This is a genomic window from Brevibacterium sp. SMBL_HHYL_HB1, assembly GCF_018208375.1.
Classification (GTDB): domain Bacteria; phylum Actinomycetota; class Actinomycetes; order Actinomycetales; family Brevibacteriaceae; genus Brevibacterium; species Brevibacterium intestinavium.
On sequence record NZ_CP062936.1, the window covers coordinates 1,219,237 to 1,245,376 of the forward strand.

Genomic DNA, 26,140 nt, shown 5'->3' on the forward strand with positions numbered 1-26,140 from the left:
TGACACACGGGCGCACGGACGGGCCGCGGCCGCCTCGGCGGTCTTATGATGTGGACGGATGTGGGACGGGCGGAGGCAACCGGTCTACGGTGAAAGCGTGGCACACAGGTTCCTCCTCCTTCCTTGCCGCGACGAGTCCTGATCGGACAGCACACTCGTCGCGGAGTCTTCCTATGCTGGTCAAGCGTACGAACTCGAGATAGAGGAACAATGAAACTGCAGAAGCCCACCCCGATGCCGTTCAGCAAGTACAAGTCCTTCCAGGAGCGCATCGCCCTCGACATGCGCGACCGCACCTGGCCCGATCAGATCATCCGCCAGGCCCCTCGGTGGCTGAGCACCGATCTGCGAGACGGCAACCAGGCCCTGATCGATCCGATGACCCCCGACCGCAAGCGGAAGATGTTCGATCTGCTCGTGCGTCTCGGGTTCAAGGAGATCGAGGTCGGTTTCCCCGCCGCCAGCCAGGTCGACTTCGACTTCGTCCGCGAGATCATCGAACAGGACGCGATTCCCGACGATGTGCGCATCTCCGTGCTCACCCAGGCGCGTGAGGACCTCATCGAACGCACGGTCGAATCCCTCGTCGGTGCGAAGATGCCGACCGTCCACCTCTACAACGCGACCGCGCCCGTGTTCCGCAAGATCGTCTTCGGCTTCGACGGCGACGGCTTCGACCAGACCCGCGATATCGCTCTGCAGGGAACGCAGGCGGTGATGAAGCATGCGGAGACGCTGCTGTCCGACTCGGACTTCGGCTATCAGTACTCGCCGGAGATCTTCGTCGACACCGAGCCGGAGTTCGCCCTCGACATCGTCGGATCCGTCCTCGACATGTGGCAGCCGGCAGCCGGGCGCGAGACCGTGGTCAACCTGCCCGCCACCGTCGAACGCGGCACCCCGAACACGTATGCGGACCAGATCGAATGGTTCTGCCGCAATATGCCCTACCGCGACGAGGTGGCCGTATCCCTGCACCCGCACAATGACCGGGGCACCGGAGTCGCGGCCGCGGAGTTGGGCATGATGGCCGGCGCCGACCGGATCGAAGGGTGCCTGTTCGGCAACGGAGAGCGCACCGGCAACCTCGACCTGGTCACGGTCGCGCTCAACCTCTACACGCAGGGCGTCGACCCCGAACTCGACTTCTCCGATATCGACGACGTCATCCACACCGTGACCGAATGCAACCAGATCGGCGTCCACGAACGTCACCCCTACGGCGGCGACCTCGTGTTCACCTCGTTCTCCGGTTCGCACCAGGACGCGATCAACAAGGCCTTCGCCGACCGTGAGAAGAAGGCGAACGCGCAGGGCACGCCCGTGGATCTGATGGAATGGGACATGCCCTACCTGCCCGTGGATCCGAAGGACCTCGGACGCTCCTACGAGGCGATCATCCGCGTCAACTCCCAGTCCGGCAAGGGCGGTGTGACCTACCTGCTCAAGAGCGAGTACGGCCTCGAGCTGCCGCGCCGGATGCAGGTCGAGTTCTCCCGCGCCGTCCAGCAGCACACCGAGGGCGGCGGCGAGGTCAACGCCGAGGAGATCCGCCGCATCTTCAACCACGAGTACCTGCCCAGCGATGACCCCGACAAGGCCTGGGGCCGGTTCCAGATCGTGGGGCTGCGCACGGACTCCGGGTCGGCGGAGGGCCGTCCGTCCGAACGCGTCGAGGTCGACCTCATCGTCGACGGTCAGGAACGCAGCTACGAAGGCCACGGCAATGGTCCGATCGACGCACTCGTGAAGATCCTCATCGAGAACTTCGACGTCGACGTCCGCCTCCAGGACTACACCGAGCACGCCATCGGCTCGGGCGCCGACACGACGGCGGCCGCCTATGTCGAACTCGCCGTGGCCGACCGTGTCGTCTGGGGCGCCGGACTGCACCCGAACATCACGAAGGCCTCGCTCAAGGCCGTGGTCTCGGCCGTCAACCGCGCCGCCCGCGATCGCGAGGCGCAGCGGCAGGCCTGAGGCGCCGCCGGGCTCATCAGGGGCCGAGCTCACAGCAGTTTCAGGCGCGGCGGGGATGATTCCCCGCCGCGCGTGAGCGATAATGGGCGGGTGCACAACTATCGGGATGAAGGCATCGTGCTCTCAGGGCACAAGCTCGGCGAAGCCGACCGCATCGTCTCCGTGCTCACTCGCAGCCACGGGCTCATCCGTGCGGTCGCCAAGGGGGTGCGCCGAACGAAATCGCGTTTCGGCTCCCGTCTCGAACCGTTCATGCTCATCGACCTGCAGTGCCATGTCGGTCGCAGCCTCGACATCGTCACCCAGGTCGAGCTGATCGAACCCTTCGCCCGCGGGATCGCCAGCGACTACGATGTCTACTCGGCCGCCTCGGTGATGGCCGAGACCGCCTCGCGCATCACCGAGGCCGAACCGGTCTCGCGCACCCACTTCCTCCTCCTCGTCTCCGCCATCCGCTCCCTGTGCAACCGCGAACACCCGCCGAGGCTGGCCTTGGACGCCTACCTGCTGCGGGCGATGTCCGTGGCCGGGTGGGCACCGAGCCTGCTCGACTGCGCCCAGTGCGGTCGGCCCGGACCGCACCGGGCCTTCTCGGCCGGACTCGGCGGAGCCGTGTGCACGCAGTGCCGCACCTCGGGAGCGGCCCTGCCGGACACCGACGCGCTCGAACACATGGCCGCGCTGCTGACCGGAGACTGGGAGACCGCCGAGTCCGCGGATCTGCACGACCAGATGGATGCCTCGAAGCTCGTGACCGACTGGGTCTCCTGGCACCTCGAGCGCAATATCCGATCACTGAGAGTTCTGGAGAGCACATGAACTACCCCGCCCCACCCGTCCACCCCAGCGGAGCACGGCCTCCGCGCATCGATGCGAAGTTCGTGCCCCGGCACGTCGCCATCGTCATGGACGGCAACGGTCGGTGGGCCAATCAGCGGGGTCTGCCGCGCACCGAGGGGCACAGGGCCGGCGAGGCGTCCCTGCTCGACGTCATCCACGGGGCCATCGAGGCGGGCGTGGACTATCTGTCCGCGTACGCGTTCTCGACGGAGAACTGGAAGCGCTCACCCGACGAGGTGCGCTTCCTCATGGGGTTCAACCGCGATGTCATCCGCCGTCGCCGGGACGAGCTCAATGCGCTCGGCGTGCGCATCGTGTGGTCCGGCCGCCGGGGCCGTCTGTGGCGGTCGGTCATCGATGAGCTCGAGACCGCGGCCGAGATGACCAAGGGCAACACGGGCCTGACGCTTCAGTTCTGCGTCAACTACGGAGGCCGGTCCGAGATCATCGACGCGGTCAATGAGATCACCACCGAGGTCGCCGCGGGCAGGCTCAAACCCGGCAAGGTCACGGAGAAGACGCTGCGATCGCGCCTCTACGCCCCCGGTGTGCCCGACGTCGACCTGTTCATGCGCTCGTCCGGCGAGCAGCGGACCTCGAACTTCCTGCTCTGGCAGTCCGCCTATGCCGAGATGGTCTTCCAGGACGTGCTGTGGCCCGATGTCGACCGCCGCACCCTGTGGGCGGCCATCGAAGAGTACGCCCGCCGCGACCGGCGCTTCGGCGGTGCCGTCGACACGCCCTCGGCCTGAACCGCCGACGCCCCCCCCGCAGCAAGACGCTGCGGGGGGGGGGGCGTGTCCGTCCTGAATCGTTCGGTCGGAACAGCGGCTGAACCGACCGAACCGATCAGTAGCGGTCGCGGGAGCGGTTGCCGCCGAACTTCTTCCCACCTCGGCGATCGGACCGGAAGTTGCGGCCGTCGCCGGGCTGCTTGTCGAAGTTGCGCTTCTTGAACGGACGTCCCGGACGGCCCGAGTCCGGGCGGATGTCGATGGGCCGTCCCTGGATCTCGGTGTGGGCGAGCTTCTTGAGCACCGCCGGGTCGAGGTCCTTGGGCAGGTCGACGAGGGTGTGGTTCGAGCGGATGTCGATATGGCCGATCTGCTTGGAGGTGATTCCGCCCTCGTTCGCGATCGCACCGACGACGGCGCCGGGCTGCAGACGCTCATTGCGCCCCACGGCCAGACGGTAGGTCGTCATGTTCTCATCGCGGCGGCCGCCGCGTCCCGGACGGCCACCGTCGCGGCCGCCATCGCGGTCCCGACCGGGCCGGCGAGTGGGCTCGGGCATCGGTTCGGCCTTGAGCGTGTTCGATTCGAGCACGAGCGAGGCCAGGGCCGCGGCGATGGTCGTGGCCGGCACATCGCGGGAGAGCTCGTACTGTTCGATGACGGAGGTGAGTTCGGACAGCTCGGTGGTCGCGAGCACATCGTCGATGCGTGTGGTGAACTTCTCCACCCGTGTGTTCGTCAGCTCTTCGACGCTGGGCAGGGTCAGCGGTTCGACCTTCTGCTTCGTGGCGCGTTCGATGGAGCCGAGCATGCGCTGCTCGCGCGGGGTGACGAAGAGGATCGCCTCACCCGAGCGGCCGGCGCGGCCGGTCCGGCCGATGCGGTGGACATAGGACTCGGTGTCGTGCGGGATGTCGTAGTTGACCACGAGCGTGATGCGTTCGACATCGAGGCCGCGGGCGGCGACATCGGTGGCGACGAGGATGTCGACCTTGCCGTCGCGGAGCATGTCGATCGTGCGTTCACGCGCCTGCTGCGGGATGTCGCCGTTGATCGCTGCGGTCTTGAACCCGCGGGCCCGCAGCTTCTCCGCCAGTTCCTCGGTGGCCTGCTTCGTGCGCACGAACATGATGATGCCCTCGTATTCCTCGACCTCGAGGATGCGGGTCAGGGCGTCGAGCTTGTGCGAGTGCTGGACCATGAAGTAGCGCTGGCGGATGTTCGCCCCGGTCTGCGACTTCGCCGCGATCCGGACTTCCTTCGGATCGTCGAGGTACTTGCCGGTGATCCGGTGGATCGACGTCGGCATCGTGGCCGAGAACAGGGCCACCTGCCGGTTGTCGCCGACCTGGCTGAAGATCTCCTCGATGTCCTCGGCGAAGCCCATCTTGAGCATCTCGTCGGCCTCATCGAGGATGAGGTGCTGGAGGCTGCCGAGCTTGAGCGAACCCCGCTTGAGGTGGTCGATGACACGTCCGGGAGTGCCGACGACGACCTGGGCGCCGCGGCGCAGACCGGCCAGCTGCGGACCATAGGCCTGCCCGCCGTAGATCGGCAGCACGGAGAAGTCGGGCAGCTCGGTGGCATAGGAGGTGAAGGCCTCGGCGACCTGGATCGCGAGTTCGCGGGTCGGGGTCAGAACGAGGGCGAAGGGACCGTTCTCGGCACGACCGGCCTCGGCGAGGTCGGACAGGGCCGGCAGCGCGAACGCGGCGGTCTTGCCGGTTCCGGTCTGCGCCAGTCCGATGACATCGCGTCCCGACAGCAGGGTCGGGATCGTCTCGGCCTGGATCGGGGTCGGCGTCTCATAGCCCTGAGCCTGGACGGCCTTGAGCACGAGCGGATGGAGTCCCAGTTCGGAGAATTTCGGGGTCGTCTGTTCGGTTGCGGACACATCGGTCATGAGTGATCTCTCTCACGTCGGCACACACTTGATCGCAGATGACTGAAATGGCGATCTACCCTGCGGCCGCTTGTGCAATCATCTCGAGCAATCCGGGCCGAACCCGCAGAGGTCCAAGAACTCGCTTGGACGGACGCGAAAACGTCGGTGCGGAGAAAGGTTTGGGTGTGGAAACAAGTCTACACGCCGTGGGCCGCCTCCGGCGGTTGCGCAGAGGGTCAGAGGGTGTGAGATCAGTCGCCTCCGAATCCGCCCGCGTCCGTCGGGGCAGTCGTTGTCGGCCCGCCTCACCGACCCGTTAGGCTTGTACCTGGCAGCCACGGCAGCCGGCCGTGGGCGAACTGAATCAAGGAGAGAACATAGTGGCACAGTCGAAGTTGGATGCCGTCATCGCCCTGGCCAAGCGCAGAGGATTCGTCTTCCAAGCCGGAGAGATCTATGGCGGTTCCCGCTCGGCATGGGACTACGGGCCATTGGGCGTCGAGCTCAAGGACAACATCAAGTCCCAGTGGTGGCAGACCTTCGTGCGCGGTCGTGAGGACGTCGTCGGCCTCGACTCCTCGATCATCCTGCCCAAGCGCGTCTGGGAGGCCTCCGGCCACGTCGAGACCTTCGTCGACCCGCTCGTCGAATGCCTCAACTGCCACAAGCGCCACCGCGAGGACCACCTGCTCGAGGCCTATGAGACCAAGCACAAGAAGGCCCCGGACAACGGCATGGCCGATATCGCCTGCCCTGACTGCGGCACCCGCGGCCAGTGGACCGAGCCCCAGGAGTTCTCCGGCCTGGTCAAGACCTTCCTCGGCCCCGTCGACTCGGAGACCGGGCTGCACTACCTGCGTCCGGAGACCGCACAGGGCATCTTCGTCAACTTCAACAACGTGCTCACCGCGGCTCGGAAGAAGCCGCCGTTCGGCATCGGCCAGATCGGCAAGGCCTTCCGCAACGAGATCACCCCGGGCAACTTCATCTTCCGCACCCGTGAGTTCGAGCAGATGGAGATCGAGTACTTCGTCAGCCCCGACGAAGCCGATGACCACTACAAGCAGTGGGTCGAGGACTGCTGGGACTGGTTCCTCGATCTCGGCATCTCGGCCGACAACGTCCGCCGTCTCGACGTGCCCGCCGAGGAACGGGCCCACTACTCCTCGGGCACCATCGACATCGAATACCGCTTCGGCTTCCAAGGCTCCGAATGGGGCGAACTCATGGGCGTGGCCAACCGCACCGACTACGACCTGGGCACCCACACCGAGCTCTCCGGAGCGAAGCTGCAGTACTTCGACCAGGCCAGCGGAGAGCGCTACACCCCGTACGTCATCGAACCCTCCTTCGGGCTGACCCGTTCGATGATGGCCTTCCTCGTCGAGGCCTACACCGAGGACGAGGCCCCGAATACGAAGGGCGGCACGGACAAGCGCGTTCTGCTCAAGCTCGATCCGCGCCTGGCCCCGGTCAAGGCCGCCGTGCTGCCGCTGAGTCGCAACGAGAAGCTCTCGCCTGCCGCCAAGGACCTCGCTGCGCGTCTGCGCAAGCGCTGGAACATCGACTTCGACGACGCCGGTGCCATCGGCCGCCGCTACCGCCGTCAGGACGAGATCGGCACCCCGCTGTGCATCACGGTCGACTTCGACACCCTCGACGACCAAGCGGTCACGATCCGCAAGCGCGACGACATGAGCCAGGAGCGGGTGAGCATCGACCAGGTCGAGAACTACCTCGCCGAGCATCTCGCCGGAGCCTGAGCCGCCGGGCCCGGACAGCGGAGGCGGCTCCACTGTCCGGGCCCATCCCATCGGTCAGCCCAGCCGCACGAAGGTCCGCCATGCATATGACGCTCCACACCGAGCCGAAGGCCTCGCCGAGGGTTCGCCGGATCATGATCGCCTGCCTCATCCCGCTGGTGCTGGCAACGATCTCCGGACTGCTCCTGCTCTGGCCGGACGGGGCCGAGACCGAACTGCCCGGCGGCGGGCCGACGACCAACGCGGCCGCAGGGACCACGGACACCGAGGCCGAAATCACGGCCGTCGACGCCACGGAGTGCGAGGCGGGGGAGTCGGACCCGGTGGTCCGAGCCGACTGCATCTCCTTCACTGCCGAGGCCGATGGCGAAGAGGGCAGCCTGTATGTGACGCCCGATGCCATCAAGGCCGGCATCGGCGTCGGGGACACGGTCAAGGTCCTCGACTTCACCGACTCACCGGATCGGACCGAGATGGGCACCGACTTCGTCTTCATCGACTTCGATCGGGACGCGCCGATGCTGGCTCTGGCGATCATCTACGTGATCGTCGTCCTCCTCGTCGCCGGCTTCCGCGGTCTGCGGGCGCTTCTGGGCCTGGGCTTCGCCAGCGCCGTTCTCTTCGTCTTCATGCTTCCGGCCATGCTCGACGGCAAGCCGCCGCTGCTGGTGGCCATGGTCTCGGCGAGTCTGATCATGGTCGTCGCGCTCTATCTCGCCCATGGGGTGTCGACCCGGACATCGACGGCGCTGTTCGGCACCGTCCTCGGCATCGTCATCACAGGTGTCCTCGCGGCCTGGATGACCTCCTGGGCGAATCTGGGCATCGCCTATTCGGAGGACGGCTACCTCCTCGTCGACACGACCGATCTGGCGATGACCGACATCATCGTCTGTGCAATCCTCATCACCGGCCTCGGCGTGCTCAACGACGTCACCATCACGCAGGCCTCGGCCGTGTGGGAGCTGGCAGCGGCGGCGCCGCGGATGAAGCCGGGCCAGCTGTTCTCCCGGGCGATGCGCATCGGCCGCGACCACATCGCCTCGACCGTCTACACGATCACATTCGCGTATGTCGGTTCGGCGCTGATGACGCTGATCATCGTCTCCGCACACGATCAGTCCCTGTTCGACACGCTCACCCTCGGGGACATGTCCGTCGAGGTGGTCAGCATCCTCGTGTGCTCCATCGGCCTGGTCGTGGCGATCCCGCTGACGACCGGCCTCGGCGTGCTCGTGGTCAGGTCGGGACTGCGCCCGACGCGACAGAGCGGGAGCGGAAACGGCTCGGGCAGTGCTTCGGCACCGGACCCCGGTGGGGACGGTGTTCGGCGTGGGGAGGGTGGTCGGCCCTCGACCCGTCGGGAGGCGCTGCTGCGCGAACGAATGTGAGGCGGCCCGGACACCTCGTGTGGGGGTGTCCGGGCCGCCGTGTCCGTCGGTCGCGGAAGGGCTCAGAGCTTCGTCCAGGCCTCCGTGAGGACGCCGCGGATGATCTGCTCCATCTCGTCGAATTCGCTCTGGCCCACCGTCAGCGGCGGCGAGAGCTGGATGACCGGGTCTCCGCGATCATCGGCACGGCAGTACAGGCCGCCTTCGTACATCTTCGCGGACACGAAGTCCTTGAGGATCCGCTCGGACTCCTCCTCGGTGAACGACTCCTTGGTGTCCTTGTCCTTGACGAGTTCGATTCCGTAGAAGAAACCCTCACCACGGACGTCACCGACGATCGGCAGGTCCTTGAGCTTCTCGAGCGTGTACTTGAACGCCGCAGCGTTCTCATGCACGTGGTCGTTGAGCTTCTCGGCCTCGAAGACGTCGAAGTTCGCCATCGCCGCGGCACAGGAGACAGGGTGTCCGCCGAAGGTGTAGCCGTGGTAGAACGTCTCGTCGCCGCCGGGTCCGAACGGCTCGAAGAGGCGATCGGAGGCGATCATCGCACCCAGGGGCGCATACCCGGAGGTGATGCCCTTGGCGCTGGTGATGATGTCGGGCACATAGCCGAAGTCGTTGCACGCGAACATGTCGCCGACGCGGCCATAGGCGCAGATCGTCTCGTCGGAGACCAGCAGCACATCGTGCTCGTCGCAGATCTCGCGGACCCGATCGAAGTAGCCGGGAGGCGGCGGGAAGCAGCCGCCGGAGTTCTGCACGGGTTCGAGGAACACGGCCGCCACCGAATCGGCGCCCTCGAACTCGATGGCCTCGCCGATGCGGTCGGCGGCCCAGCGGCCGAAGGCCTTCTCATCATGGGCAAGGTGGTCCGGCGCCCGGTAGAAGTTCGTGTTCGGCACCTTGTGGGCACCGGGGACCAGGGGAGCGAACTGCTCGCGCAGCCCCGGCAGCGAGGTCACCGACAGCGCGCCGTGCGGCGTGCCGTGGTAAGCCGTGGCCCGCGAGATGATCTTGTGCTTGCCGGGCTTGCCGACGAGCTTGAAGTAGTTCTTCGCCAGCTTCATCGCCGATTCGACCGAGTCCCCGCCTCCGGAGGTGAGGAAGACCCTGTTGAGGTCGCCCGGCGCATAGTCGGCCAACCGCTCAGAGACCTCGATCGCCTGCGGGTGGGTGTAGGACCACAGCGGCATGAACGGAAGCTTGAGGGTCTGGTCGTACATCGCCTTCGCGATCTCCTCGCGACCGTGCCCGACCTGAACGGTGAACAGGCCGGCGAGGCCGTCGATGTACTTCCTGCCCTTGTCATCGAAGATGTGGTGGCCCTGGCCGCGTACGATGACCGGCGCCTCACCACCGTCGAACAGTGCCTGGTGTGGTGACATGTGCATCCACACGTTGTTGCGGATGGCCTCCTGATAAGGAGTGCCAGCCCTGGTGACATTTTCAGTCATCGCGTCCCCCAATTGTATTTCTGCTTTTCCAGTGAGAGGTACATGAAGAGCTCCGTGTCCACGACGGCGTCGATCGAGCGAAGCTCTTCATTGACGAACTCGATCAGATGCCGATCCGATTCGCAGACGATCTCGACGAGGAGGTCGAACGAGCCAGCGGTGACGACGAGGTAGTCGATCTCGTCGTAGTCGTGGAGTCGATCGGCGACGGCCGAGATGTCGCCTCGGACCTTCAGCCCCACCATCGCCTGCCGGGCGAAGCCCAGACTCAGGGGATCGGTCACGGCGACGATCTCCATCACGCCGGAATCGATGAGCCTCGAGACTCGCTGACGCACAGCGGCCTCGGACAGGCCCACGGACTTGCCGATGGCCGAATACGACTTCCGCCCGTCGTGCTGCAGCTCGACGATGATCGCCTTGGACTTCTCGTCGAGGTTGCCCAGGCGGGTGCCGCTGCCATTGGGCAGGAACTGGTCCATTCTTCACCTCCGTGGTGTGCGTCTCAGCCCAATCTACCATCGATTCTATCGATTTGCGTAGTCGTGCATGCGGAATCAGTCGAAAGTGGAAAAGGTTCATTCTGGATTCGTAAGTTTGGGCCGAATCGACGCCCGACAACACGCGTCTCATCAGTCGTTGACAGGCTGTGAGGGCGATCACCAGACTGTAGTCATGAATGAGGGTGAGCTTTTCTACACTGGCGAGGACAATCGGCCGGATGTGCACGGGATGCGGCCCGGGGCCGAACAGGGTCGTGCGAGCCAGGAGGTCAAAGCTCGCCCGCAGCCGATACCCGGTGAGGTCGACACGATCGGTGCGAGCGCGCTGTCGTTCAGCGCAGAGGAGTACCTGGGTCGCATCGCCTCGGTGCGCAATCGCATGGTCGACCAGGGCCTCGCCGCGCTCATCGTCACGGACCCGGCGAACATCTACTATCTGACCGGGTACAACGCCTGGTCCTTCTACACCCCGCAGCTGCTCTTCGTGCCCTCGTCGGGGCCGATGACGCTGTTCATGCGCGATATGGACGCGCGCGGGGCCTCCCATACCTCCTGGCTGCCGCCCGAGGACATCGTCGGCTATCCCGAGCGCTATGTGCAGCGTCCCCATATCCACCCCTTCGACTGGGTCGCCTTCGCCCTGCGCCAGCGCTGGGAGGTCGCCCGGGCCTCGATCTCGCCGGTCGGGGTCGAGATGGACTCGCACTTCTTCTCCCCGCGCGCCTTCCGCGCCCTCGTCAACGGTGTGCCCGAATGGCGGTTGGTCGACTCCTTCGAACTCGTCAACTGGATCCGGGCGGTCAAGTCCCCGGCCGAGATCTCACTCATGCGCAAGGCCGCCGAGGTGACGACCGCGGCCATGGACGCGGCCCTGGGAGCCATCGGGGTGGGCGTCGGTCAGCACGAGGTGGCGGCGGCGATCTCCGAGGCTCAGATCCGCGGAGGACAGGGAGTGTGGGGCGACTACCCGGCGATCGTGCCGATGATGCCCACCGGAGAGAGCGCGGACACTCCGCATCTGACCTGGACCGATCGGAAGTTCGTCGACGACGAGTCCGTGAGCATCGAACTCGCCGGTGTCCACAGTCGGTACCACGTGCCCTTGGCCCGAACCGCGGTGACGGGCAAGCCGAAGCAGGAGCTCGTCCGCCTCGAGGGGGTCGTCGCCGAGGCGCTGTCGGCGGTCCTCGACACCGCCGCCCCCGGTGTGCCCACGGCCGAACTCGCCCGGACCTGGAACCGGGTGCTGGCGCTGTCGGGACTGGAGAAGCCGAGCCGACTGGGCTACTCGATCGGAATCGGCTACCCGCCGGACTGGGGCGAGCGCACGATCTCGATCCGCACCGAGGACGATCAGATCCTCGAGGCCGGCATGACCTTCCACCTCATCGGCGGTATGTGGATGAACGGCTACGGAATCGAGCTGTCCGAACCGATCCTCATCACCGACACCGGGTGCGACACCTTCACGGACTTCCCGCGCGAGATCATCCGGGTCTGACCGGAGTCAGACGAAGAACTGGATCCACAGGCCCATGATCAGCGCGTTGATCCCGGACACGGCCAGCGCCTGACCCTGGACCCGGGCGATGTCCGTCTTCGAGGCGGGGGCACTGGCATCGGCCATCTGCACGGCCATGGCCACCCGCGGGGGAGCGGCCAGAGCCGCCAGCGATCCGGCCGCGTTCGCGGCCGCGACGACCGGCAGCGCGGCCACGTGGGACGAGGCGGCGACCGCGGTCAGCGTGCCGGTGAACATCGAGTTCGCGCCGGTGTTCGAGCCGGTCAGGACGGCGCCGACGGCATTGAGCCAGGGTGTCAGCAGCACGAGGCCTGCCGGCAGCATCGCTCCGATGGCCTCGCTCATGCCCGTCGTGGTCATGATCCAGCCCATGAGCATGAATGCGGACGTGCCCACGCCGATGGGAATCCAGGATCCGGCCGCCGAGGCCGATACGCGGCGCCGATCGTCGACGGTGACCGCGGCGATGAGGCAGGCGGCGGCCAGCCAGAACGGGGGAGAGGCGATGATCTCGGTCGCCGCCGACGGCAGGGCTGAGTGCAGGGCCCGTGCCAGCAGCAGGCCGACGGTCAGCACGCCATAGGGCAGAACGGCCGATCCCAGCCGCCGGGTGAATCCGGTGCGGCGCTTGCCGATGACGAAGCCGGTGCCTACGACGACGATGACGACGAGTGAGCCGATCACTCCCGCTGGAGCCATGCCGACGGTCAGGCTGGCGCCGAGGATGCCCAGCCACATCAGCCCGGCGGAGCCGAGGATGCCCAGCGCCGAGGTGGGACCGGGGCGCATGATCGCGATGACGAAGATCGTGACGATGACGACCGGGATCGCGTTGAGCCAGGCGGTGGACAGGCCGAGTTCGTCGACGTCGAGTCCGGCCAGCGCCGCCGCCACCGTGGTGCCCGGGCCCAGGGCGCCCCAGGGCACGGCGATGAGCCCGAGGAGCCCGAAGAGCGCCGACTGCCGCAGCGTGCAGCCGAGGTGCCGCAGGATCGGCACGCCGATGGTCACGCCGATGCCGAATCCCGTGACCGATTCGGCGAAGGGCACGATGCCGAAGACGACGAGGGCGACGCCGAGGGGACGGTTGGGTGAGAGCGATTCGACCCAGGCGGAGACCTGCGACATCGAGCCGGCGGCCTCGAGCAGTCGGGCGAGGACCATGCCGAAGAGCAGGATGAGTGCGACTTCGAGGATGAGGGGGAAGTACTCGACACCGGAGTCGACCAGCACCGAGGCGGGGGTGGGGAAGGCGAGGGCCACGATGACGGCCGCGGCGACCGCGCCGGCCAGGGCCGCGATCCACGAACTCTGCTTGAGCAGAAGCAATACAATGGCGACGAGGATCGGGGTGAGAGCCAGCACAGCCGCCATTGAGTTCCTTTGAGAGATTTTATTCTACTATTCAAGAATAGTCTATGATGCTCCAATGGCGAAGGAAGAAGATCTCGGGGCCCGCGTCTTCGGTGCCCGCATCCGTGCGCGCCGCAAGTCCAACGCCCTCACCCTCAACGAGCTCGCCGTCCGGGCGGGCCTGTCGCGTGCCGCGCTGTCGAAGATCGAACGCGGAGAGCAGGACACCTCGGTCTCCAATGCCATGGGCCTCTCCCGCGCTCTCGGAGTCGAGGTCGGTGAGCTGCTGGCCGCCCCTGAGGTGACCATCACCCGCTCCGAGGCGATCCCCACCTCCTCCGACTACGGTCACGGGGTGCGACGGCGCGACCTGCCCTCGGCGATCGAGAACATGGACGTCGTCCACTACCGCCTCGATCCGCACAGTGAGACCTCGGCCTTCGCCGCGCATCGCAGCGGTTCCCGAGAGAGCTTCTTCGTGCTGTCCGGCAGCATCGAGATCGTCACCATCGACCGTCGCACCACGCTGCACGCCGGTGACTGCGCGCAGGCGCCCGGCGATGTGCCGCACCAGCTGGCCAACCCCCACGACCGTCCGGCCGAACTCATGCTCATCATCGTCTGAGGCTCGAAGCCCTCGGCCCGGCACCATTGACTCTTCGCGCCGAATCGGCCATTCTGATCGGGTCCCATCTCCGACGAAGGGCCTGCCGACCGTGAAGTGAGTCCTCATGCCGTGACTTGCGGGTGCCACGGACCCGCAGCGCTTCTGCGTGCACGAAATGAGGACCCCCATGCCCACTGCCATCACTGTGTCGGGACTGGACTGCCGCCTCGGCGACGACACCGAGATCTTCTCCCAGCTGACCGCCACCATCCCCACCGGCCTCATCGGCCTGGTCGGAGACAACGGGATCGGCAAATCCACACTCGCGAAGATCCTCGCCGGACTCTTGCCCGCCGCTGCCGGAACCGCCACCGGCACCGACGGTGCCGTCTACATCGATCAGCTCCTGCCGCATTCGCCGCAGCGCGTCGATGCGGCCCTCGGCATCGCCGATGTCCGTCACGCCCTGCAGCGCGCGCTGCACGGTGACGCCGATGACACCGACTTCGACCGCATCGGCGATGACTGGGACATCGAAGAACGCGCACTGGCCGCCACCGCCGATCTCGGACTGCACCTCGAACTCGATGACCTCGACAGACGGCTGAGCAGCTTCTCCGGAGGACAGGCCACCCGGATCGGACTCGCCAGAGCGGCCCTGGCGGGCGAGGCCTGGCTCATCCTCGACGAACCGAGCAACAACCTCGACGAGGACGGACACGCACTGCTGACCTCCCTGCTGAGCTCGCGCCGCGGACCCACTCTGGTCATCTCCCACGACCGCACCCTGCTGTCCCACGTCGACGCGATCATCGAGATGACCGACCGCCTGCGGGTCTACGGCGGCGACTTCGACGACTATGAGGCCATGGTCGCCGCCGAGGAGGCGGCGAAGCGCCAACGGATCGTCGACGCGAAGAAGAGCCTCGAGATCGAGAGGCGTCAGCGCATCGACCTGGAGACGAAGCTCGCTCGAGCCGACCGGAAGGCGGCCAAGGACAAGGCGAACAATCGCCGACCAAAGATCGTGATGAATGGGCTGGCGAACTTCGCCGAGAAGTCCGCGGCGAAACGTCGCGGGGACAAGGCTGCCGACGAAGCCTCCGCCCTGGCCGATCTCGACGCGGCCAAGGACTCGCTGCGGTCGTCGTCGAGCGTGCGCCTGGATCTGCCCGAGACGACAGTCCACCTCAGCAAGCGCGTTCTCTCACTCGACTCCGACAGCCTGGACCGCCCGGTCGAGATCGTCGGTCCGGAGAGGATCCGGCTGACCGGACCGAACGGGGCGGGAAAATCCACACTGCTGGCGGCGATCATGGCCGCATCCGGCGTGCCGATGCGGCCGGGCCCGCCGATCGACGAGCTCTTCGGCCGACTGGCGATCAGGGTGTCCGTTCCGCTTGCCCACCTCGACCAGCAGTACCGTCTGCCGGAGGCGCTGACGGTCATGGAAGCGATCCGATCCGGCAACCCGCATCTGGGCCCGCACCGCGTCCACGAGGTGCTCGCGGCCATGGGGCTGCGTGCGGGACGGACCGAACAGCGCTGCGGGACGCTGTCCGGCGGCGAACGCTTCCGCGTGGCACTGGCCGCCGGACTGCTGTCCGAACCGGCCCCGCAGCTGCTCATCCTCGACGAACCGGGCAACAATCTCGACCTGTCCTCGCTCGAAGCGCTGGCGACCGGACTCGAGGGATTCGGCGGAGCGATGATCGTCATCACCCACGATGACCGCCTCGCCGCCGAGCTCGCCGCGGAAACGGAATGGGATGTGCGGGAATTTCTGCGCGCGAAAGCGGTTGGACTCAGTACTTGAGCGTTGAGGTCCCCGGCTGCGCACGGGGAGGGGAAGGGGTGCGGATGTGCGATTTTGACTGCTTTGGGATAATGAACCCGTGAGTGTCATCAGCCCCAGCCCAGAAACCGTGTCCCCGGCCGTCGGTGCGCCCCTGCGCATCGGCCCGATCGAGCTGTCCTCCCCGGTCGTGCTCGCCCCCATGGCCGGGATCACGAACACCGCGTTCCGTCGCCTGTGCCGCGAATACGGAGCCGGGCTCTACGTGACCGAGATGGTCACCACTCGCGCCCTGGTCGAACGCAGCCCGAAGACCATGCGCATCATCCACCACGAGCCCTATGAGACCCCGCGCTCCGTTCAGCTCTACGGCGTCGACCCGATCACCATGGGCCAGGCCGTGCGGATGCTCGTCGAGGAGGACCGGGCCGACCACATCGACCTCAACTTCGGCTGCCCCGTGCCCAAGGTCACCCGCAAGGGCGGCGGCTCGGCCCTGCCGTGGAAACAGGACCTGTTCGACGCCATCGTCACCACCGCCGTGACCGAGGCCTCCCGCGGTGGGATCCCGGTGACCGTGAAGATGCGCAAGGGCATCGACGCCGACCACACCACCTTCCTCGACGCCGCCGAGACGGCCCGCAACGCCGGTGTCTCCGCCGTCGCCCTGCACGGGCGCACGGCCGCGGACCTGTACTCGGGCAAGGCCGACTGGGACGCGATCGCCCGGCTCAAGGACCACCTCGGCGACACTGTGCCCGTACTGGGCAACGGCGATATCTTCGCCGCCGAGGACGCTCTGGAGATGATGGCCGTGACCGGCTGCGACGGAGTCGTCATCGGCCGCGGCTGCCAGGGACGGCCCTGGCTCTTCGGCGACCTCGCGAACGCCCTGAACGGCAGCGAGGAACGCCACCGTCCGGGACTGGCCGAGGTGGGCCGGGCCGTGTACAAGCACGGTCAGTACCTCGTCGACCACTTCGAGGACGAGTTCTACGGAGTGCGCGACCTGCGCAAGCACATCGCCTGGTACTTCAAGGGCTACCCGGTCGGGGGAGAGCTGCGCAGCCAGCTGGCCATGGTCTCCTCCCTCGACGAGCTCGCCGGGCTGCTGTCCCAGCTCGACCAGGACGCCCCCTATCCCGGTGCGGCCGCCGAAGGCTCCCGTGGACGCACGACCAGGCCGAAGCGGCCGCACCTGCCCGAGGGCTGGTTGGACTCCCGCGTCTTCGACCCCAGCGGGAAATCGCTGCTGTCGGAGGCCGAACTCGATATCTCTGGAGGATGAGAATGCCCTTCGACACTCACCCGCGCACCTCGGTGCGGACGGGGACCGTGGCGGTCTATTCGCCATGGGACGAAGAGCGGTGGGTGAGCGAACCGGCGAAGAATCCACGTCGCTCGGCCTTCCAGCGCGACCGTGCCCGCGTCCTCCATTCCTCCGGACTGCGCCGCCTCGGCGCGAAGACCCAGGTGGTGGCCCCGGGCACGGACGATTTCGTGCGGACCCGGCTCACCCACTCCCTCGAGGTCGCTCAAGTGGGCCGCGAACTGGCCCGCTACCTCGGCTGCGATCCGGACATCGTCGACACCGCCTGCCTGTCCCACGACCTCGGCCACCCGCCGTTCGGCCACCACGGGGAGACGATCCTCGACGCCCTGTGCAAGGACATCGGCGGTTTCGAAGGCAATGCACAGACGCTGCGCCTGGTCACCCGGATCGAACCGAAGGTCATCGCCGACGACGGGCGTCCGGCCGGACTCAACCTGACCCGGGCCAGCCTCGACGCCTTGACGAAGTACCCCTGGCCGCGCAGCGAGGCCACGATCGGCCGACGTGATTCCGGGGTGCGGAAATTCGGCGTCTACGATGACGACACCGCGGTCTTCGACTTCTACCGCGACGGCATCGACAACGGCAAGAGATGTATCGAAGCCCAGGTCATGGACTTAGCAGATGACATCTCCTATTCCGTCCACGACGTCGAGGACGCCATCGTCGCAGGCCACCTCGACCTCGCCGACTTCGCCTGTGACAACCGCCGGGCAGAGCTGTTCGACATCACCCGGCAGTGGTACCTGCCGGAGGTCACGGACACGGAGATGGACAAGGCGCTGAGCCGTTTGGAGGCCGCCGCCTACTGGCCCAGCGAATCCTTCGACGGGTCCCGCCGGGCCCAGGCGAGCCTCAAGCACATGACGAGTCAGCTGATCGGACGGTTCGTCGGGGCCGCGGAGGCCGCGACTCGCGAGGAGTTCGGCTGGGAACCGCTGGCCCGCTACTCGGCCTCGCTCGTCGTCCCCGAGAGCAGCGCGGTCGAGATCGCCGTGCTCAAGGGCATGGCGACGCTGACGGTGATGGTCGCCGAGGACCGTCTGCGGCTGCACGACATCCAGGCCGCGGTCATCGGCGAACTCGCCGAATGGTTCTCCGCAGCCCCGGACAGACTCGACCCGATGTTCCGCGCCGACCACGCCGAGGCAGCCGATGACGCCGCGCGCCTGCGGGTCGTCGTCGACCAGATCGCCTCCCTGACCGACCATTCGGCGTGGGCTCTGTACCACCGCCTCAACGCCGGGGCGGAGGATCGGCTCTAGACCATGGCCGGACTCATCAAGCGCGAGGACATCGACGAACTGCGCAGCCGCACCCGCATCGACGAGGTGATCGGGGAGTTCGTCACCCTCAAGACCGCGGGCATCGGCTCGCTCAAGGGGCTGTGCCCCTTCCACGACGAGAAGACCCCGTCGTTCACCGTGCGTCCCCAGGTGGGCATGTATCACTGCTTCGGCTGCGGAGAGTCCGGGGACGTGTTCACCTTCCTGCAGAAGATCGAACAGCTCAGCTTCGTCGAAGCCGTCGAGACCTTGGCGGGCAAGGCCGGGATGCATCTGCGCTATGAGGACGGCAAGGGACCGGACAGGGAACAGGCCAGCCGCCGACAGCGCCTGCTCGAGATGCACGAGGTCGCTCAGCGCTTCTTCACCCAGGCACTCGAATCACCGGCCGGGCAGATCGCTCGCGAGTTCCTCATCGGGCGCGGGTTCCCCGCGGAGTCGAGCCGGGAATTCGGCATCGGCTTCGCCCCGAAGTCCTGGGATGCGCTGACCTCTCACCTGGGCCGCGCCGGATTCACCGATGAGGAGATCCTCGCCGCAGGCCTGGCCAGTGAAGGCGGACGCGGCATCTACGACCGATTCCGCGGCCGTGTGATCTGGCCGATCAAGGACATGACCGCCCGGACCATCGGATTCGGGGCCCGGCGTCTGTACGACGACGACAAGGGCCCGAAGTACCTCAACACCCCGGAGACCGCGCTCTATCGCAAGAATCAGGTCCTCTACGGCCTCGACCTGGCGAAGAGGTCGATCGCGAAGTCCAAGCGCGTCGTCGTCGTCGAAGGCTACACCGATGTCATGGCCGCCCACCTCGCCGGGGTCGACCAGGCCGTGGCCACCTGCGGCACGGCCTTCGGCGCCGAACACGTCAAGATCATCCGCCGACTCCTCGGCGATGACCCCACCGGACAAGTGGTCTTCACCTTCGACGGCGACGCAGCCGGACAGAAGGCGGCGTTGAAGGCCTTCGAATTCGAGAGCCTCTTCACCGCCCAGACCTTCGTCGCCGTCGAACCCGAGGGCCTCGACCCCTGCGACCTGCGGATGCAGAAGGGCGATGCGGCCGTGCGCGAACTCATCGACGACTGCAAGCCCCTGTTCGAATTCGTCATCACCACCGCCATCGCCCGATTCGACCTGGACACCGTCGAAGGCCGGATCTCCGCGGTCAGGGCCGCCGCCGAGGTGCTCACCGACATCCGCGACCAGGGCAGTCTCAGCCACTACTATCGATTCGTCGCCGGCCGCATCGGCGTCGACATCGACGAGGTGGAATCCGCCGTTCGCACGGCACGCCGGGCACCGAAGCAGAACCGCCAGGCGGCGCCGGCCCGGCAGGGCGCCGAGCCGGCCCGGGCCGAGAGCTACCGTCAGGAGCAGCGGCTCGGGGCCGCCTCGGCGGGGGAGGCCGACAGTGACCGAATCGAATACGTCTACGACGAACGACCCGATGTCTCCAACCTCTCGGCCCCGATCAGCCCGGCCCGGCTGAAGACGGAGAAGGGTGCGCTCATGGTGGCCCTGCAGCACCCGGAGATGGTCAACGCCAAACTCTTCGACTCGCTGTCGGCCAAGGCCTTCGAACACCCCGGCTACCGCCGGATCCAGGAGGCCATCGGACAGGCCGGGGGGCTGGGAGCGGCCGGGCCCGAGCAGTCGAAATGGGCCGAACGGGTCCTCGCCGCCAGCGATGAGGACCTCAAGCCCTATATCGCACAGCTGCTCGTGACACCGCTGCCGGTCATCGAAGGCACTGACATCGAACGCTTCGCCCGCGGCATCGTCGCCCGTCTGTTCGACTACGACCTCGAACGCATCGCGAAGGAGCTGCACTCGCGGCTGCAGCGACAGGACACGAGCGACGGGGACGGACAGGCCGCTCTGCTCGGCCAGCTGCAGACCCTCGAACAGCATCGAGCCAGGCTGAAGATGCTCATGTGAGCTGTCAGGCAGCGGGATCTCGGCTGACCGGAATCCTGCACACAGTGAAATAGTGCACAATTGCATATTTGCAGTTGATGAAAACTTGCATCGAGTGCAGAATAGTCTCATGCCAGTTGACGAATCCCTGCGCTCGAAGAAGGCCCGGCACACCCGCAACGCCCTCCACGAGTCCGCGATCACCCGCGTGCTCGAAGACGGGCTGGACTGCACCACGGTGGCGGCCATCGCCGCCGACGCCGGGGTGTCCACGCGCACCTTCTTCAACTACTACGAGACGAAGGAGGACGCGATCGTCGGCCTCGGCGTCGGTGCCGTCGTCGACGAGACGCTCGCCGACGACTACGTCCATTCGGACGCCGGACTCGACACGCTGGCAGAGGACACCGCCCGCTTCATCCGAGAGACGCTGCTCATCGGCTCGGCCGACCCGGAGCTGCCGGCCCGTCGCCGACGCCTCTTCTCCCTCTACCCCGAGCTGGTCAGCAAGAGCTTCGACCGGGCTCAGGAGCTCGAGGAGGTCATCACCGGGCACGTGCTGGCCAGGCTGCGGCATCTCGGGCAGGAGTTCTCCTCCGAGGACTCGGCCCGGCGCAGCGCCCGCATGCTCACCCAGCTCTGCCGGGTCCCGCTCACCCATGCGGGACGCACGATCAAGGAGACACCGGTCGCGGCCGAGGACAAGGGCGGGACGAAGGCGATCTTCGAAGACTCGCTCGACCTCTTTCTCAAGGTCCTCGACCGGCTGCAGTGACCGGGCTGAGCAGACGAGGCAGCATCCACGATCGGCAGTCCGCCGCCGGCACCGACACCACCTATTCACCACTTCTCGACGACGAAGGCTGTATGCGAACGAATCACGAAATGACTGCCGAGGCGATGACGGCACGCACCGGTTCGGCTCCGGCCGGCGATGAGACCGGCCCCGCCCCGATGACCACCTCGGCGATCATCCTGCTCTTCGTGGGGCTGATGATCGCGATGTTCATGTTCTCGCTCAATCAGACGGTGCTCGCCACCGCCCTGCCGACCATCGTCGGCGAACTCGACGGCGTCGACCAGATGCTGTGGGTCTCGATGGCGTTCATGCTCGCCTCGACGATCATGATGCCCGTCTACGGCAAGATCGGCGACCTGTTCGGCCGCAAACCCCTGTTCATGTTCGCGATCTGCTGCTTCCTGGCCGGATCGGTCTTCGCGCTCATCGCCGATGAGATGTCCACGCTCATCCTCGGCCGCGTGCTCCAGGGCATCGGCGGCGGAGGGATGATGACCCTCTCCCAATCGATCATCGCCTCGGTCGTGCCGGCCCGCGAACGCGGCAAGTACATGGGCATCATGGGTTCGGCCTTCGCCGTGTCGTCCGTGGCCGGACCGCTCATCGGCGGCTGGCTGACCGAAGGACCCGGCTGGCGCTGGGCCTTCGCCATCAACTTCCCGCTGGGCATCATCGCCCTCATCGCCGCAGCGATCTTCCTCAAGGTCCCCAAGCGGGCCGAGGGGACGGGCCCGCGGCCGAAGATCGACGTCTTCGGCATGGCTCTGATCTCGGTCGTGACCTCCTGCATCGTGCTCGTCTCCGCGTGGGGCGGCCACGACTTCGAGTGGGGATCCTGGCAGATCAGCGGACTCATCATCGCCGGCATCATCGCCGCGGTCGCGTTCGTCTTCGTCGAACTCAAGGTCAGCGAGCCGGTGATCCCGATGAGTCTGTTCACCAACCGCGACTTCCTCCTGGCCACGACTGCCGGGCTCTTCATCGGCGTGGGCATGTTCGGAGTGCTGTCGTACATGCCCACCTACCTGCAGATGGTCCACGGCATCGACGCGACGGTGGCAGGGCTGATGATGGTCCCGATGATGGGCACCATGCTCGTGTCCTCGACCCTCGTGGGCTTCATCGTCTCCCGCACCGGCAAGTACAGGAAGTATCCCCTGACCGGCATCCTGCTTATGGCGGCGGCGCTGGTGCTGCTGTCGACGCTCAAGGCCGACGACTCGGCCTGGGGGACCATCGGCTGCCTGGCCCTGCTGGGGCTGGGGCTGGGACTGAGCATGCAGACCCTCGTCCTCGTCGTCCAGAACGCCTTCCCGGTGTCCATGGTCGGCACGGCGACAGCGGCGAACAACTACTTCCGCCAGGTCGGTGCCACCCTGGGCATGGCCTTCATCGGATCTGTGTTCACCCAGCGGCTGATGGACAACATCAAGGACGGGATCTCCGAAATCGCGAAGGAGGCTCCGCAGACTCCGCTGCCGAAGATCTCCTCGACGGGGCTGACTCCGGAGATCGTGGCCCAGCTGCCGCAGCCTCTGCATTCGCTGATCATCGATTCCTGCAATGACGCCCTCGTGCCGCTGTTCCTCTGGGTGGCCCCGCTGGCCGTGCTCGGATTCGTCTTCCTCGCGTTCCTGCCCAACACCCCGCTGGCCCAGACGCTGAAGGCCGAACCGGCCCGGCGTGAGAACCTCGTGCTCGGTCAGGCGCCGGTGAGCGACGGTTCGACGACTTCGGCCCCCGGCCCGTCGTCATCGGCTAGTCTGGCAGAAAGCCCACTGCTGGAGGAGACGAGGAATGACGGTACTGACCATACTCAACGCACCCGGGACCGAGATTCCCGACCTGCTCACTGACCTCGGTGACAGAGACGGCATCGAGCTGAGGATCGCCGAAGCCGAGACGCTGAGCCGGGCGCTGCCCGGAACCGATGTGCTGCTGATGTGGGACTTCTTCTCCACCGCCCTGCGGGACGCCTACGCCAGCGCTGACCGTCTCACGTGGGTGCACGCGGCGGCCGCCGGAGTCGACTCCCTGCTGTTCGACGAACTCGTCGACTCGCCGGTGACGGTGACGAATGCCCGAGGGACCTTCGACCGGCCGATCGCCGAGTTCGTGCTCAACTACATCCTCATGCACGCGAAGAGCTCGATCGGCTCGCTGGCCGATCAGCGTGAGCAGAAGTGGAATCGGCGCTCGACACGCGATGTGGCAGGGTCGAAGGCGATGATCGTGGGCACCGGGGCGATCGGGCGTGAGGTCGCACGACTGCTGAAAGCCGTCGACATCGAGGTCACCGGGGCCGGCTCCCATGCCCGCGGCGGAGACGCCGACTTCGGCGATGTCATCGATTCGTCGACGTTGGCCGACCACGTCGGCGGATACGACTGGGTCATCGACATCGCACCGCTGACCGAGCGGACGGACAGGCTCATCGGCTCCGAGGTGTTCGCGGCCATGGACGACACCGCCGTGTTCATCAACGTCGGACGCGGAGACACCGTCGACACCGATGCCCTCGTCGCGGCCCTGCGCGGAAAGGAGATCGCCGGCGCCGGTCTCGACGTGTTCGACGAGGAGCCGCTGCCGGCCGACCATCCGCTGTGGGGCTTCGACGATGTCATCATCACCCCGCATATGAGCGGTGACACCCAGGGGTGGCGAATGCGCCTGGCCGAACAGTTCCACCGCCTGTTCGAGCGGTACCTGGCCGGTGAGGAGTTCCCGCATACCGTCGACAAGAAGCTCGGGTACGTGCGGTGAGCGACGCGACCGACCAGCGGGCGCTTCTGGCCCGGGTCATTGCCGAGCTCATCGCGGTTCGCCGGGCCCGACTGCTCAGCATGCTGGTGCTGGCCGCGGCGATGCTGGTCGCCGGCCTCGGTGCGGCCATGCAGGCCCAGGGCGAGCACATCGATGCCGTGCTGCTGTTCTCCGCGTTCAGCCTGATCATGATCGGCATCGTCTGCGCACTGGGGGCGATCATCGCGTGGACGCGCCTCAACCGCGACGTCCTCGACTCGGTCGCCGCGGCCCAACCGGCCAGAGCCAGAGCACCGCGGACCCGCACCGCCGGAATGGTCGTGGCCATCGGCTTCGTCGTCCTCGGAGCACTGTTCGCAGTTCTGCTGTGGGACCGGACTCCGATCCTGGCCGCCGCTGTCATCATCGCCTGCGCCCTGCTGGCGTGCCTGGGTCCGATCTGGGCCGGCGAGCTCGCCTCAGCCGACGACCGTCTGGCCGTCATCCTCGACAGCGACGACGAGCTGTCCGAGCGACTGGCGACCTTCACCCCGATCTGGCTCCACGAGGCGACGGAGGCCGAGGACACTCGCCGCGACCGCTCCTGAACAGTCTGATCGGCCGGTGCGCCCGATCGCGAGGTTCGTTGCGCTCGGACGCAGGCGGGTGCAGACGACGAGGGCGCCCGGAGTCCGAAGACTCCGGGCGCCCTCCTCAGCTGCTGACCGAGCGCTCACGCCTCCGCAGCCTCCCGCGAGCCGTTGACGACCGGTCGGGATGAGCAGCCTCGGCGCGATCAGGGATAAGCGGGAACGTCCACATCCGCCATCTCCGCCACGCAGCGGATGACCTGGCAGCTGTAGCCGAACTCGTTGTCGTACCAGACGTAGACGACGACACGATCCTCATCGACGATCGTGGCCAGGCCGTCGACGACGCCGGCACGCTTGGATCCGACGAGGTCGGTGGACACGAGCTCGGGGGAGGTGACGTAGTCGACCTGGTTGCGCAGCGAAGAATTCATCGACACCTCCCGCAGGAAGGTGTTGAGCTCGTCGACGCTGGTGGACTGCTCGAGGTTGAGGTTGAGGATCGCCATCGACACGTTCGGGGTGGGAACGCGGATCGCATTGCCCGAGAGCTTCCCGGACAGCTCCGGCAGGGCCTTGGCCACGGCCTTGGCGGCACCGGTCTCGGTGAGCACCATGTTCAGCCCGGCCGCACGACCGCGACGCGAACCCTTGTGGAAGTTGTCGATGAGGTTCTGGTCGTTGGTGAACGAGTGCACCGTCTCGACATGACCGTTGCGGACGCCGAAGCGGTCGTTGATCGCCTTGAGCACGGGAGTGATCGCGTTCGTCGTGCACGAAGCGGCCGAGAGGACCTGGTCCGAGTCATCGATCGCGTCATCGTTGACTCCGAAGACGATGTTCTTCACACCGCCCTTGCCCGGAGCCGTGAGCAGGACCTTCGAGGCGCCGGGGCAGGCGAGGTGCTTGGACAGCCCCTCCTCGTCGCGCCATTTGCCGGTGTTGTCGACGATGATCGCATCGTCGATGCCGTAGGAGGTGTAGTCGACCTGCGACGGGTCATCGGAGTAGATGACCTGGATCAGCGTGCCGTTGGCCTGAATGGTGTTGGCTTCCTCATCGACGACGATGCTGCCGTCGAAGGGGCCGTGGACCGAGTCGCGGCGCAGCAGGGAAGCGCGCTTGACGATGTCGTTCTCCCCGTTGCGGCGGACGACGATCGCGCGCAGACGCATTCCGGTCCCGCCGGCACGATCGATGAGGATGCGTGCCAGGAGACGGCCGATGCGGCCGAATCCGTAGAGGACGATGTCGCGGACTTCGCCCTTGCCGGCCTGGGAATCGACGACCTCGGCGAGTTCCTCAGCGAGGAATGCCTCGATGTCGGCATTCGGGCCCTCGAGCTTCTCGACGAGGCGGCCCAGGTCGATCCGTGCCGGCGCCAGGTCGAGTTCGGCCAGTGCCTTCACGATGCGGTGGGTGATCTCGATGTCGAGGTCCTCGCCGAGGAAGTGGCGAGCATAGCGGTGGGCCTTGATCATGCCGGTCACCGACTTGTTCAGCAACGACCGACCGAACAGGGTTAGCAGCACATCGTTCTCGCGGTACAGGCGTCCCACTAGCGGAATCAGTTCTTCGGCGGCGGTCTGCTTCTTCGCCCACTCGTCCAGACGAGCCGTCGTTGCGTCAGTCAAAGGTCGTAT

General features: G+C 66.6%; 20 protein-coding genes. 15 read left to right on the top strand and 5 right to left on the bottom strand.

The genetic code is table 11. The annotated features are described in order from the left end of the window. The first annotated feature begins 210 nt into the window (after nucleotides 1-210). From leuA to IG171_RS05650, 3 genes are all read left to right on the top strand, one after another. Complete coding sequence (gene leuA / locus IG171_RS05640; RefSeq protein ID WP_212130492.1) at nucleotides 211-1,980, top strand: 2-isopropylmalate synthase; 1,770 nt, start codon at nucleotides 211-213, stop codon at nucleotides 1,978-1,980. A gap of 90 nt (nucleotides 1,981-2,070) precedes the next feature. Continuing rightward, nucleotides 2,071-2,799: a DNA repair protein RecO gene (gene recO / locus IG171_RS05645; protein WP_212130494.1), complete on the top strand. Its 729-nt coding sequence runs from the start codon at nucleotides 2,071-2,073 to the stop codon at nucleotides 2,797-2,799. Beyond that, nucleotides 2,796-3,572, top strand: a complete 777-nt coding sequence (locus tag IG171_RS05650; RefSeq protein WP_212130496.1) for an isoprenyl transferase — start codon at nucleotides 2,796-2,798, stop codon at nucleotides 3,570-3,572. Before recO ends, IG171_RS05650 begins: the two co-directional genes overlap by 4 nt. Before the next feature lie 97 nt (nucleotides 3,573-3,669). Here the strand turns inward: IG171_RS05650 and IG171_RS05655 are convergent, their stop codons facing one another. Further along, nucleotides 3,670-5,457, bottom strand: coding sequence for a DEAD/DEAH box helicase (locus tag IG171_RS05655; RefSeq protein WP_212130499.1), 1,788 nt, complete (start codon nucleotides 5,455-5,457; stop codon nucleotides 3,670-3,672). A 359-nt stretch (nucleotides 5,458-5,816) separates the two neighbouring features. Here IG171_RS05655 and IG171_RS05660 point away from each other — a divergent pair, with 359 nt between their 5' ends. Together IG171_RS05660 and IG171_RS05665 are read left to right on the top strand one after the other, a co-directional pair. Then, nucleotides 5,817-7,202 (top strand): glycine--tRNA ligase, encoded by a 1,386-nt coding sequence (locus IG171_RS05660; RefSeq protein ID WP_212131550.1) that lies wholly within the window; start codon nucleotides 5,817-5,819, stop codon nucleotides 7,200-7,202. A gap of 86 nt (nucleotides 7,203-7,288) precedes the next feature. Beyond that, nucleotides 7,289-8,593, top strand: coding sequence for a YibE/F family protein (locus IG171_RS05665; RefSeq protein WP_212130501.1), 1,305 nt, complete (start codon nucleotides 7,289-7,291; stop codon nucleotides 8,591-8,593). A gap of 62 nt (nucleotides 8,594-8,655) precedes the next feature. Here the strand turns inward: IG171_RS05665 and IG171_RS05670 are convergent, their stop codons facing one another. Next, the gene (locus IG171_RS05670; RefSeq protein ID WP_212130503.1) at nucleotides 8,656-10,047 is read right to left on the bottom strand and encodes an aspartate aminotransferase family protein; all 1,392 of its coding nucleotides are present in this window, start codon (nucleotides 10,045-10,047) and stop codon (nucleotides 8,656-8,658) included. Continuing rightward, nucleotides 10,044-10,529: an Lrp/AsnC family transcriptional regulator gene (locus IG171_RS05675; RefSeq protein ID WP_212130505.1), complete on the bottom strand. Its 486-nt coding sequence runs from the start codon at nucleotides 10,527-10,529 to the stop codon at nucleotides 10,044-10,046. The genes IG171_RS05670 and IG171_RS05675 overlap by 4 nt, the downstream gene beginning before the upstream one ends. A gap of 193 nt (nucleotides 10,530-10,722) precedes the next feature. On the opposite strand from IG171_RS05675, the gene IG171_RS05680 reads away from it, so the two are divergent. Then, nucleotides 10,723-12,051 (top strand): M24 family metallopeptidase, encoded by a 1,329-nt coding sequence (locus IG171_RS05680; protein WP_212130507.1) that lies wholly within the window; start codon nucleotides 10,723-10,725, stop codon nucleotides 12,049-12,051. 6 nt (nucleotides 12,052-12,057) lie between these two features. Here IG171_RS05680 and IG171_RS05685 read toward each other — a convergent pair whose 3' ends face one another. After that, nucleotides 12,058-13,446 (bottom strand): L-lactate permease, encoded by a 1,389-nt coding sequence (locus tag IG171_RS05685; protein ID WP_212130508.1) that lies wholly within the window; start codon nucleotides 13,444-13,446, stop codon nucleotides 12,058-12,060. Nucleotides 13,447-13,501: 55 nt separating this feature from the next. Between IG171_RS05685 and IG171_RS05690 the strand changes: the two genes are divergently transcribed. The 9 genes from IG171_RS05690 to IG171_RS05730 all read left to right on the top strand — a co-directional run bounded on the left by IG171_RS05690 (nucleotide 13,502) and on the right by IG171_RS05730 (nucleotide 24,515). Continuing rightward, nucleotides 13,502-14,050, top strand: coding sequence for an XRE family transcriptional regulator (locus IG171_RS05690; protein WP_212130510.1), 549 nt, complete (start codon nucleotides 13,502-13,504; stop codon nucleotides 14,048-14,050). Between the two features lie 169 nt (nucleotides 14,051-14,219). Continuing rightward, nucleotides 14,220-15,848: an ATP-binding cassette domain-containing protein gene (locus IG171_RS05695; protein ID WP_212130512.1), complete on the top strand. Its 1,629-nt coding sequence runs from the start codon at nucleotides 14,220-14,222 to the stop codon at nucleotides 15,846-15,848. A gap of 79 nt (nucleotides 15,849-15,927) precedes the next feature. After that, nucleotides 15,928-17,115 (top strand): tRNA dihydrouridine synthase DusB, encoded by a 1,188-nt coding sequence (gene dusB / locus IG171_RS05700; protein ID WP_212130514.1) that lies wholly within the window; start codon nucleotides 15,928-15,930, stop codon nucleotides 17,113-17,115. 2 nt (nucleotides 17,116-17,117) lie between these two features. Next, entirely contained in the window at nucleotides 17,118-18,425 is a 1,308-nt protein-coding gene (locus IG171_RS05705; RefSeq protein ID WP_212130516.1) for a deoxyguanosinetriphosphate triphosphohydrolase, read from the top strand. Nucleotides 18,426-18,428: 3 nt separating this feature from the next. Next, nucleotides 18,429-20,387, top strand: coding sequence for a DNA primase (gene dnaG, locus IG171_RS05710; RefSeq protein ID WP_212130518.1), 1,959 nt, complete (start codon nucleotides 18,429-18,431; stop codon nucleotides 20,385-20,387). A 109-nt stretch (nucleotides 20,388-20,496) separates the two neighbouring features. Beyond that, nucleotides 20,497-21,141 carry a TetR/AcrR family transcriptional regulator gene (locus IG171_RS05715; RefSeq protein WP_212130520.1) on the top strand — a complete coding sequence of 215 codons (645 nt, stop codon included), beginning with the start codon at nucleotides 20,497-20,499 and terminating at the stop codon, nucleotides 21,139-21,141. 110 nt (nucleotides 21,142-21,251) lie between these two features. Beyond that, nucleotides 21,252-23,021 (top strand): MDR family MFS transporter, encoded by a 1,770-nt coding sequence (locus IG171_RS05720; RefSeq protein WP_212130522.1) that lies wholly within the window; start codon nucleotides 21,252-21,254, stop codon nucleotides 23,019-23,021. Next, nucleotides 22,963-23,928, top strand: a complete 966-nt coding sequence (locus IG171_RS05725) for a D-2-hydroxyacid dehydrogenase (RefSeq protein ID WP_212130524.1) — start codon at nucleotides 22,963-22,965, stop codon at nucleotides 23,926-23,928. The genes IG171_RS05720 and IG171_RS05725 overlap by 59 nt, the downstream gene beginning before the upstream one ends. Next, a complete protein-coding gene (locus tag IG171_RS05730) occupies nucleotides 23,925-24,515 on the top strand; it encodes a hypothetical protein (protein ID WP_212130525.1) in 591 nt (196 codons plus the stop codon). Before IG171_RS05725 ends, IG171_RS05730 begins: the two co-directional genes overlap by 4 nt. A 188-nt stretch (nucleotides 24,516-24,703) precedes the next feature. Here IG171_RS05730 and IG171_RS05735 read toward each other — a convergent pair whose 3' ends face one another. Continuing rightward, nucleotides 24,704-26,131, bottom strand: a complete 1,428-nt coding sequence (locus tag IG171_RS05735; protein WP_249204105.1) for a glyceraldehyde-3-phosphate dehydrogenase — start codon at nucleotides 26,129-26,131, stop codon at nucleotides 24,704-24,706. Between the last annotated feature and the right edge of the window lie 9 nt (nucleotides 26,132-26,140).